At 66.6% G+C, this 10225-nt stretch carries 11 protein-coding genes and 3 pseudogenes; 9 read left to right on the forward strand and 5 right to left on the reverse strand.

The features are described 5' to 3' along the window. Window positions 1–206: pseudogene (locus BH719_RS10055) on the reverse strand (carbohydrate kinase family protein); the annotation flags it as partial. Between the two features lie 108 nt (window positions 207–314). On the opposite strand from BH719_RS10055, the gene BH719_RS04795 reads away from it, so the two are divergent. From BH719_RS04795 to BH719_RS04825, 7 genes are all read left to right on the forward strand, one after another. Further along, the gene (locus BH719_RS04795; RefSeq protein WP_034255260.1) at window positions 315–1181 is read left to right on the forward strand and encodes a MerR family transcriptional regulator; all 867 of its coding nucleotides are present in this window, start codon (window positions 315–317) and stop codon (window positions 1179–1181) included. Continuing rightward, the gene (locus BH719_RS04800) at window positions 1174–2088 is read left to right on the forward strand and encodes an ABC transporter ATP-binding protein (protein WP_009743629.1); all 915 of its coding nucleotides are present in this window, start codon (window positions 1174–1176) and stop codon (window positions 2086–2088) included. Before BH719_RS04795 ends, BH719_RS04800 begins: the two co-directional genes overlap by 8 nt. Continuing rightward, entirely contained in the window at window positions 2085–3686 is a 1602-nt protein-coding gene (locus BH719_RS04805; protein WP_009743630.1) for an ABC transporter permease, read from the forward strand. The genes BH719_RS04800 and BH719_RS04805 overlap by 4 nt, the downstream gene beginning before the upstream one ends. Before the next feature lie 266 nt (window positions 3687–3952). Further along, a complete protein-coding gene (locus BH719_RS04810) occupies window positions 3953–4378 on the forward strand; it encodes a hypothetical protein (protein WP_069774579.1) in 426 nt (141 codons plus the stop codon). A gap of 27 nt (window positions 4379–4405) precedes the next feature. After that, window positions 4406–4711 (forward strand): type VII secretion target, encoded by a 306-nt coding sequence (locus BH719_RS04815; RefSeq protein ID WP_173647179.1) that lies wholly within the window; start codon window positions 4406–4408, stop codon window positions 4709–4711. Then, the gene (locus BH719_RS04820; protein WP_009743632.1) at window positions 4708–6435 is read left to right on the forward strand and encodes a hypothetical protein; all 1728 of its coding nucleotides are present in this window, start codon (window positions 4708–4710) and stop codon (window positions 6433–6435) included. Before BH719_RS04815 ends, BH719_RS04820 begins: the two co-directional genes overlap by 4 nt. Window positions 6436–6483: 48 nt before the next feature. Further along, window positions 6484–7008, forward strand: a complete 525-nt coding sequence (locus BH719_RS04825) for a DUF6301 family protein (protein WP_009743633.1) — start codon at window positions 6484–6486, stop codon at window positions 7006–7008. Window positions 7009–7207: 199 nt separating this feature from the next. Here BH719_RS04825 and BH719_RS09080 read toward each other — a convergent pair. The 4 genes and pseudogenes from BH719_RS09080 to BH719_RS09095 all read right to left on the reverse strand — a co-directional run. Beyond that, window positions 7208–7483, reverse strand: a pseudogene (locus BH719_RS09080) (transposase); the annotation flags it as partial. A 156-nt stretch (window positions 7484–7639) separates the two neighbouring features. Next, complete coding sequence (locus BH719_RS10355; protein WP_083808182.1) at window positions 7640–7942, reverse strand: DUF7701 domain-containing protein; 303 nt, start codon at window positions 7940–7942, stop codon at window positions 7640–7642. Further along, window positions 7927–8430, reverse strand: coding sequence for a RipA family octameric membrane protein (locus BH719_RS09090; protein WP_009743635.1), 504 nt, complete (start codon window positions 8428–8430; stop codon window positions 7927–7929). Before BH719_RS09090 ends, BH719_RS10355 begins: the two co-directional genes overlap by 16 nt. After that, window positions 8427–8804 carry a TIR domain-containing protein gene (locus tag BH719_RS09095; RefSeq protein WP_009743636.1) on the reverse strand — a complete coding sequence of 126 codons (378 nt, stop codon included), beginning with the start codon at window positions 8802–8804 and terminating at the stop codon, window positions 8427–8429. The genes BH719_RS09090 and BH719_RS09095 overlap by 4 nt, the downstream gene beginning before the upstream one ends. Window positions 8805–8991: 187 nt before the next feature. Here BH719_RS09095 and BH719_RS04830 point away from each other — a divergent pair. Then, a pseudogene (locus tag BH719_RS04830) lies at window positions 8992–9575 on the forward strand (transposase); the annotation flags it as partial. A gap of 302 nt (window positions 9576–9877) precedes the next feature. Continuing rightward, window positions 9878–10225, forward strand: a 348-nt coding sequence (locus BH719_RS04835; RefSeq protein ID WP_009743639.1) for an AbrB/MazE/SpoVT family DNA-binding domain-containing protein, incomplete at its 3' end; no start/stop codon positions are given.

Here is a 10225-nt window from a genome sequence, read left to right on the forward strand (position 1 = left end):
TCCCCCGCGTACGAGGCGAGGGCCGCGCGGGCTCCGAGCCGGGCGAGCGCCACCGCCTGGTTCGCGGCGCCCCCCGGGGCGAGGGCGCACCCGGGCACCCACTGCTCCTGCCCGGGGACCGGCGCGTGGCCGAGGGGGCCCATGACGACGTCGAGGAAGAGGGGGCCCGCGACGAGCACCTGTTCGTTCCCCTGCGATTCCAGCACTGATCCGCCTTCCTCTCCGCTCCCTCCCATGCTAGAGGACCCGGGCGCGGGGGGCGCCCGCGCGTCCGCGTTGACAGCGACGCCGCGTCGCAGTGTTCGATAGTGCCCATGAGAGTGAAAGTGATGGCCGACCTGGCGGGGACCACGACGCGGACGGTGCGCTACTACCACCGCCTGGGGCTGCTGCCCGTGCCCCCGGTCATCGCGGGGCGCCGCGACTACGGCATCGAGCACTTGGCGCGCCTGCTGCGCATCCGGTGGCTGGCCGAGTCCGGGATCCCCCTGGCGAAGATCGCCCAGATGCTGCCCGAGGAGCCCGCCCAGGGGCGCAGTGCCATCGAGGCGGACCTGCTCGCCACACGGGCGCAGATCGACGCGCGCATCGAGGTCCTGCACCACCAGCGGGCCCGCATCGACGGTCTCGTGGCCAGGGTCCGCTCCGGCGAGGCGATCTCGCCCCTTCCCGTCGTCCTCGAGCGCTTCTACGACCACCTCGAGGGCCTCGTCGAGGATCCGGCCACGCTGCCCATCATCCACACGGACCGGCGCATGGTCCTGGCGCTGGCGATCTCGGGCCTCATCCCGGCCTCGCTGGGCCCGTTCATCGAGGGGCTCAGCGACGAGGACCACCGCGCGGTGGTCCGCATGTTCACCACGTTCGCCACACTCGACCGCAGCCGCTACCCCGGCGCCTACGGCGACGAGGAGAGGGAGCGCGTCATCGAGGATCTCGAGGAGGCCGAGTGGGCCGTCCTCGAGCGCAACAGGGCCACCGCCCTCGCGTTGCTGCGCGACCTGCCCAGTGGCGGGCCCGGGCACCTGTTGTGGAAGCGCGTGGCCCGGCTGTCCAAGATCGGCTACCCCGAGCCCGACCAAAGGCGCGTCATCGACGACCTGGTCCGCCGCCTGCAGGCGGATCCGGAGTTCGGGCCCGTGCTCGAAGAGAGAACAGGAAAGGAATGGAGCATTGTCTGATCTCATAGAGGCCGAGGGCCTCATCAAGTGCTTCGGAACAGTCAAGGCCCTGGACGGCCTCGACCTGGGGGTCGCCAAGGGCCAGATCCACGGCTTCCTGGGCCCCAACGGCGCGGGGAAGTCCACGACGATCCGCGTGCTGCTGGGCATGTACCGCACCGACGGCGGCCGCGCCCGGGTCCTGGGGATGGACCCCGCCCGCGAAGCCTCCGCCATCAACCGCCGCCTCGCCTACGTGCCCGGCTCGGTGAGCCTGTGGCCCAGCCTCACGGGCGGGCAGGTGCTCGACACCCTGGCGGGCCTGCGCGGCTCGCGCGACCACGCCCGCGAGGAGGAACTCACCGAGCGCTTCGACCTGGACCCCACCAAGAAAGTGCGGACCTACTCCAAGGGCAACGCGCAGAAGGTGGCGCTCGTGGCCGCCCTGTCCGCGCCCGTGGACCTGCTCGTCCTCGACGAGCCGACCTCGGGCCTGGACCCCCTCATGGAGCGCGTCTTCACGGACGTGGTCCGCGAGGCCGCCGAGGGGGGCGCCACCGTCCTGCTGTCCAGCCACATCCTGGCGGAGGTCCAGGACCTGTGCTCGCACGTGACGATCATCAAGGAGGGGCGCACCGTGGAGAGCGGCGACCTGTCGCGCCTGCGCTCCCTGGCCGAGACCGCCATCCGCATCGGCGTCGGGGAGTCGGACTCGCGCCGCCCCCGCCTCGTCGAGGCCCTGGCCGGGCTCGGCGCCCCCGTCCGCCCCACCGGCACCCGCGTGGAGACGCGCGTCCCCTCCTCCCTGGTGCCCGAGGTCCTGGGCGTGGTCGCGGAGCTGGGCGCGGACGACGTCCAAGTGGAGCCCGCCAGCCTGGAGGACCTGTTCATGAGCCACTACTCGGGGGACGAGGGGGCGCGGTCATGAGCGCGTTCACGGGACTGCGGCGGTGCCTGGGGCTGGCAACGCGCCGCTACAGGTGGCAGGCGCTCGCGTGGATGGTGCCGCTGTGGCTGTTCCTGCTGGGCCACCCGATCGCCCTGCAGCGCACCTACCCCTCCTTCGAGGAGCGCACCGCGCTCCTGTCCCAGATGCGCGACGCGCCGGGCGTGCGCCTGCTCTTCGGGCCCCTCCCCGCCACCGGCGGCGTCGGGGAGTTCGCCAGTTGGGAGGACGGCGGGTACCTGCTGTGGTTCGTGGCGATCATGGCGATCATGCTCACGACCGCGCTGGCCCGGCGCGACGAGCAGGACGGGCACGTCGAGGTCGTCCTCGGGGCGGGCGCGGGCCGATGGGCGCCCTTCGCCTCGGCGACCGCGTGGGCGATGGGCGCCATGGCGCTCACGGGCGCGGGCCTGGCGGCCTCGCTGATCGGCGTGGACGCCGCTGTGGGCGAGACCCCCCTGCGGGGGGCGCTCGTGTTCGGCGGCGTGGCCATCGCCCAGGGCTGGGCGTTCGCGGGCGTCGCCCTGGTGGCCTCGCAGTTGGTGCGGGACGCCTCGGCCGCGCGGGGACTGTGTTTCACGGTTTTCGGGGCGGCCTTCGCCATCCGCGTCCTGGCCGACGAGACGGGGGCCGCGTGGCTGCGGTGGCTGAGCCCCCTGGCCTGGCGGGACGTCGCCGGGCCCTTCGGGGCGGAGCGCGTGTGGGCGCTCGCCGTCTTCGCGCTCGTGGCCGCCGCACTGGTGGCGCTGGCGGCGCTGCTCCACTCCCGCCGGGAACTGCTGGGGGCGGTGCTGGCCGACCGCTCCGTGTCCACCAGGCGGTGGCGCGTGCGCGGCCCGCTGGGCCTGACCGCGCGCCTGGGCGTTCGGCGCCTGGTGGCCTGGGCCTTCGCACTGGCGCTCACAGCGGCGCTCTTCGGCGCGATGTCGGGCGGGCTGTCCGACCTGATCGCCAACAACCCGGCGAGCGCCGCCTACATCGACAAGATGGCCCCCGAGATGCGGCCCGTCGTCCAGTACACCACGTTGCTCACAGTCGTGATGGTGGCCCTCGTGGCCACCGCGGTCGTCCAGCGGGTGCTCGGCCTGGCCGCGTCGGAGGAACGGGGGCTGTCCGAGGCGGTGCTGGCCTGCGGGGTCCCGCGCACGCGCGCGCTCCTAGCGGCCGTGGCCGACGCCGTCGGCGCGGGAGTGGTCCTGCTCGTCGTGTCGGGCGCCGTACTGGCGGCCGCCACGGCCACCCAGGTGGGCGAGGACCACGCCGCCGGCCGCGCGCTGGTCTCCACGCTCACCCAACTGCCGGGGGTCGTGGCGGCGGCGGGCATCGCCGCGTTGCTGGTGGGCGCTGCGCCCCGGTGGCGGTCCCTGGCGTGGGCGGTCATCGCGTGGAGTTCCTTCGCGCGCCTCTTCGGGGGCCTCGTCGACATGCCGAAGTGGGCGCAGGATCTCAGCGTCCTGGGGCACGTGGCCGACCCGTGGGGGACGACGCACTGGGTGCCGCTGGTCCTCCAACTGGTGGTGGGGCTCGTGTGCTGCGGCGCCGGGCTGGCCGTCTACCGGAGGAGGGACATCCCGGCCTGAGCCGCCCCTGCCCGGAGGGCACGGGGGCAGTGGGACCGGGCGCCGGTGCGGCTCCGCGCGGGTTGGTGGAAGCCAAGGCCCTCAGCCCCGCGGGGCTGGGGGCCGGCCCTCGTCAAGTCGCGCCCGACGCGCCGACGCCAAGTGCGCGGGGACTCACGGCAGTGGAGTCCGCGGCCCGAATAACCGCCCTCAACTAGAAGTGACCGAAACCATACCAAGTCTTCACAACAAATCATACTTATGACCTACAACACATTCTCTATTGAATGTTGACGCATAAGGGGTACCGTTACCGCGTGGATAGTTTTGATGAGGCGATCGCCCGTGTCGAGGACGAGGTCGCCGGGGCGCAGGAGCTGGCCGGGCGGGCCCAGGAGTTCTTGGACTCGTTGGCGGATGTGTGCGGCGTGGGGGTCGACAGGGACGAGCGCGTGAGGGCGGAGGTCGACGCCTCGGGCACGGTCGTGGCGGTCGAGATCGAGGAGGACCCGGAGTTGGCCGAGGCGGTGCTGGAGGCGCTGACCGCGGCGCGGGCGGACGCGGGGCGGGGCCTGGCCGGGGCGGCGGGGCGCGCTTACGGGGAGGACTCGGAGGTGGCGTCGCGGTTGGCCCAGGAGTACGGGCTCGACGACGATGACGACGGTGGCCGAGGCGCGTACGGGCGTCGTGGTGGTCCGCGCGGTTGGCGCTGAGGCGGGGTGTCGGCGATGGACTGGGATGTGAGTTTCGAGCCGGACCGGTTCCGGGCGGCGGCCGAGGGCGCGCGCCGGGTGGGCGACGGGGTCGAGGCGGCGATCAGCGCGGTGGGCCAGGCGAGTTCCCTGTCGGGGGCGCTGGGGATGCTGGTGGGGCCCCTGGTGGCCCCGGTGTTCGCGGTGGTCGAGGTCGCGGCGCACGCGTGCTTGCACGCGGGCGCCGAGGGGGCCTCGGACATCGCGCGCAAGCTGGAGGAGTCGGCGCAGGTCATGGAGGCGTGCGAGCAGCAGATCGCTGACGACTTCAAGCGGATCGGAGGGAGGCGGTGAGCGCGTCGGAGGAGCGGCCCGAAGTGCGCGACGGCGGCTCCCGGGACCAGGCGCGGGCAGATTCGGAGCGCAGGGGGCTGGACACGATGCCCCGGCCCACGGAGACTGATCCACTTCCGTCTCCGTCCGGCGGCGGGTCGGGCTCGTCCAGCGACTTCTCCGGCGGGGGCAACCCGTTCGTGGCGTCCAAGGAGGACTCGACGACGCCGTTGGCGGGGTCGGGGGTGCTCGACGACATCGAGGGGATCGCGACGGGCCTGAAGGAGGGGTCCTGGCTGGACGTGGGGCTGTCCACAGTGGCGATGGGCGCCGACGTGCTGGGCGCCGTGGTCGATCCGCTGGGGACCTTGATCGCGTGGGGCGCGGGCTGGCTGATCGAGCACTTCAACCCGATGAAGGGCTGGTTGGAGCAGCTGGCCGGGGACGCCGACCAGGTGAAGGCCAACGCCCAGACATGGGGGAACGTCGCCAAGGGGATGGACTCCATGGCCGAGGCCCTGGAGATGGATGCCAGCGAGCTGATGGCCGACGCGCGCGGGGCCGCGGCCAGGGGGTACTCGGCGGCCAGCGGGGACGTGTCCAAGAGCCTGCGCACGGCCGGCAAGGCGGCGGCGGCGATGAGCGGGGCGATGGGGGTGCTCGCGACTGTCGTCAAGGTCGTCCACGACCTCGTGCGCGACGCGATCGCCGCGATCATCGGGACCCTCGCCTCGGCGATCATCGAGGCGGTGGCCACCGTGGGCCTGGCCATCCCCGCCATCATCGCCCAGGTCCAGATCAAGGTCGGGGCCAAAGCCGCCGAGATGGGCGCCAAGATCACCGGCCTGCTCAAATCCGCCAAATCCCTGTTCAAACAGCTCACCTCCCTCAAAGGCCTGCTCGAACTGCTCAAATCCCTCCTCAAGAAAGGAAAACAAGGACTCAAAGGACTCAAGGACCTCGGCAAGAAGATTCTGAAGGGCAAAAAGGGGACCGACCTCAAGGAGCTCGTGAAGAACAGGAAGCGCATGTGGACTCCGGAGAAGGCGCAGAAGCGGGCAAGGAAACTCATCGAAAAAGGGAAGAAGGCGAACGCGAGGAAGAAGAAGTACATCGAGAAGATCAAGAACCGCGGGTTGAGCACCTCTGATGTGTCAAAGGCGAATATCGGTGATACTGTTGAAGCGCTTCGCGCCAAGGGACAGTCTGTCCTCAAGACGAAAATGCTCGAACGGGATGCGAGACAGTTATCTAAAGCTCGTTTCGCTGAGAAACGTGCGAGTGAGGAGCTCGGGCAGTTGGGGGCGGAGTACGCGACGAACAGTTTCAATCCGCCGCGCCATGTGATTCCGGGAGTCGGGGGCTCAGGTGCTGGTAATAGGCGCTTCGATGTGCTTTCTATAGATGAGCGTTTGGAGAATTTGGACTTCATTGAATCGAAAGGGGTAAAAGAGGGCAGCAGTCCACATATGGGACAGGCCACAGACGTCCTACCCAACGGACAGAAGGTAAAACTGAAACAGGGCACGCCCGAGTACCTCAACCACATCGCCCGTCAGGATAAGGAGTTCCTCCAATTGATGAGGGATAATCCGGAGGTCTGGCGCCGGATCAAGAAGGGGGATGTGCAACTCAATAATGTGGTTTCTGTCACCGATACTAGCGGATTGGGCAGCACGACCTATAAATCAACACCGTTCACGTTGGAGCAAAGGACCATAGACCATATCGATGGGCAGTTGTGAGCGCGGCACTGTAGCATCAGAAGAGTGACCCTATGGAGGTTGATTGAGATGAGTCATGAGTTCCAGGCGGTTCCCGCTGGACGGGCTGTTGAGATCGTGCGCGCGTGGGCGCTGCACACGTGGCCGATGACGGTGGACGAGGGGGTCGGGGTGTACACGGGCCTCGGTTTCCGCTGCGCGGGTTCTGATCCTGAGATGTTCACCTCGGATCTGTCCCCCGACGAGGATGTCTCCTACTTCAACAGTGAGCACGGTTCGGTGTTCGGAGTGCGGGTGCAGTTGTCGAACCTGGTCCCCGAGGCGGGGTGGGCAGCGTCGCTGCCGCGTTCCAGGGAGGCCTTCGAGTCTTACGCCGCCGCGTTCTCCCAGGTGTTCGGCGCCCCGTACTCCAAGGACAGCACGGAGTCGTCTTTCAAGGCTCAGTGGTTCCTCGACAATGGGGCAGGAGTCGGACTCAACGGAAACCAGGCTTTGATCACCGCCTCAGTCGAATCACCGGAAGATGCGGAGTACCACCTTTCCGAACTGGAGGACGAGAAGAATGGAATCCCACTCGATTTCGACTACTTCTAACCGGGGGCGGCTATCCGGGCAGCGGACTCCGCCGCCGTGAGCCCCGTGCGCGCTCGGCACCACCGGGCAGCGCCGCTTCAGCGAGAACACAATACGACTCCGCCTATTTCTGCAGCCTGTCGACCCACGCGGCATAATCCTGGTCGAATTGCGCCCAGAAGGCGTCGTCGAAGCGCACCTCGTCCAGTTTGCCGGCTCTTCAGAGTTGAGTGTGGGTGGAGGCGTCTAGGCCTCCTGCGATGAGGAGCATTCGGAGTTGGTATTTGGTGGGGTTGCGGTAGCCTCTGGCGATTCGTCTGCCTAGTTCGATGATTCCGTTGATGGCTTCGGTGGGGCCGTTGCTGGCTCCTCCTGTGTTGAAGTAGGCCAAGAAGGTGTCCTTCCACTTGCGTAGGGTCCGGCCCAGGCGAGCGATTTCGGGGATGGGACACGTTGGTAGGCTCTCGACGAGACGAGCGGCCAGGCGTCGGCCTTCTCCAGCTTCACAACAATCTGCTCAGGCGTGTGCTTCGAGAACTTCCTCATGGTCATCCATTTTGCCCGGCCACAAGCGGCCAGGACTACTCGGAACAACCCTCTCAAAACAAACGGTCCGAAAAACCCAGACCCGTCCAGTCTACTTGTCGTTCATCTAGTGGACCCCACCCTCCGGGCTGCGTGCCGCCCTCTGAATAGCAATCAAGAAAGGTTGGTCCGCGGCCTTCGTCTCAGCGTCAAGCTCCTCAAAGGGAACGGCTGATGCATGATGAGGATCAGTCCGGCTGATCCACGCCGTCCATGCATCGTGAACGTCTTCCGCTGTAGTTCGCTCACCCTTGGCTCGCATAAGCACCGCATACACTCGGAAAAGGTCCTCAGAGCCGCACGGCACGTCAGTTCCTTTGGGCAAGCAACCACGAACGAGTTCTGCATCGCGTTCTAAGTAGTTGGGCATAGCGGCATCCTTCCGACCAGAAGCATCAGATACAGCAGCCCAAAGATCACCGGAACGACGCGTTCGACGTTGCCGAGCTGGCGAAGCCTAGCTCTTACGCGAGCCATCTTCCCCTTGGAGTTTCCTTCGTTGCTGAGTATCGCCCACTCGTCGAGAAACGGTGTCAACGGCAGATAGTCTGCTTCAATCTTATTGATCACCACGAACTTTGCTTCGTTCAATTTTCGGTAATTTCTTAGCAGGTACCACCAGCAGACAGAGACAGCGATTCCTGCAACGCATACTGCAACGGGCAACAATGCCGACCCATCTTCCGGCTTATGCAATCCGATGACGGCTGCTAGCGTCGTATTGACAGTCAAGAAGAACGCGTTGGCCACTGCGCGCCGGGCAGAGATCCGGTCGGCCATTTCGACTGACAACTTGTAGATATCCATGACTCTTGGATCAGGCGGAATCGAGACGCCCTCATGTTCCTCGTTGGTCACCGAGAACCCTTGACTAGCGCCTTCAAGTTGTCCCAGGTCCACTTGTACAACTTGTCGCTCGATGTCGCAGTCGTAGGTTTCCGGGCGCCGTCATGGCCAGCCAGGAGAAAATAGGGGATGTTCTCCTCTTTGGCGATCCGTAGCTCTTCCGCCACGCCTACGGCGGTGTGAGTGCTCTTCCCGCATAGAACGATCATGAGCCCAGCACCTTTGATGCGCCTGCGTGCTTCGACCTTCCATGTGGGCGAAGCCGTCTTGATCGACCAGTCCGCTATCTCAAATGGGGTATCTGGGTGCTTGGCTTGTCCAACCAGCAGGTCTTTCAGTCGAGCATCGTTATCGTAATCGAAACTGATAAAGGCACGTTGCGCCATGAGGGTTTCCGCTCGTCGCTGGAAGCCAGGGGTGTCCCCCGACAGCTCAGATGATACCGACTATCACGGCTCTTCGCATTTGAGGGTGTAGGGGTGGTGTGAGGGGGTTCGGCGTGTCGTGTTGGGGTAGGGGTCGAGGTCTTTCGATGATGGAGATTCCTACACCGTCCATCTGAAAGACCTCGACATGCCTCATACTACCTTTGATCGTCCTGACCTGAGTGCGTTCACGCGCCTGGATGGCCTTGGGTTGGAGGTGTCGGGCCAGCGCGTGGAGAAGAGCCAGACAGTGTTGGCTTGCCGTATCACTGGTGATGACCGGTGGCGCGCATCGCCCAGGCCCTGGCTGTGTCCTGGAATACCGCTAATACCGCTGTCCTGGGCGAAGGCCAGCGCGCGCTCATCAACGATCCAGCCCGGTTCGAAGGCGTGCGTGTCATCGGCGTGGATGAACACGTGTGGCGTCATACTCCCTACGGCGACAAATACGTCACCGTCATCTTGGACTTGACTCCCATCCGCGATCGCAGTGGTCCCTCCCGGCTCCTGGACATGGTCCCGGGCCGCTCCAAAAAGGTCTTCAAGACCTGGCTGGCCTCCCAGCCGAGCATCTGGCGCGAGAGTATTGAGATTGTCGCGATGGATGGATTCACCGGTTTCAAGAGCGCGGCCGCCGAAGAACTCCCCGGCGCGAGGGCGGTCATGGATCCCTTCCACGTCGTGCGCCTGGCCGGGCACGCTCTCGATGAGTGCCGCAGGCGCATCCAACAACAACTCCACCATCGGCTGCTCGCACTGCTCCATGATCCGCGCCGACTCCTCCAGCTTGCGCGCGATGTCCGAGGCCTCCCCGCCGCCCGCGCGCAGGCACCCACCCGGCGCGCGCCCTCGGCCGCCGCCCGCGCCTCATCAAAACCATCCACACGGTAACGGTCCCCCCAAAAAACCAGCATTCAATTGAAACTGTGTTATAAGTCACAAAGTAAACGGCCACAGAGTCTGCAGTCAAGACGCATAATTCATACATACATGGTTTACATGTCATATCGGATTCAGCAAAGGAGGCTGACATCATGGCACCGCGAAACCCCGCGCAGTTCGGCCCCGGCGGGCGCGGATTCTTCGGAACCGTCACAGTGGGCACGCGGGGGCAGATCTCCATCCCCGCCCAAGCTCGCAAATCCCTCGGCCTGGAGCCCGGAGACCAGCTGGTCGTCCTCACCGACCCGGCCCAGGGCCTCGCCCTGGTCCCCCTGTCGCTGCTCCTCTCCCAGCACGCCGGCACCAACCCCCTCGCCGCCCTCGTCCGCGACACCATGGCGGGTGGCGAAGTCCCCCCATCCCCGCCCGGCCCCGAGGCGGACGACGGAGCGTCCGGCGCCGACGAGCCGGGCAGCGCGGCAACCGCACCGGCGGAAACG

The sequence above is a fragment of the Pauljensenia hongkongensis genome, from assembly GCF_001746855.1.
Classification (GTDB): domain Bacteria; phylum Actinomycetota; class Actinomycetes; order Actinomycetales; family Actinomycetaceae; genus Pauljensenia; species Pauljensenia hongkongensis.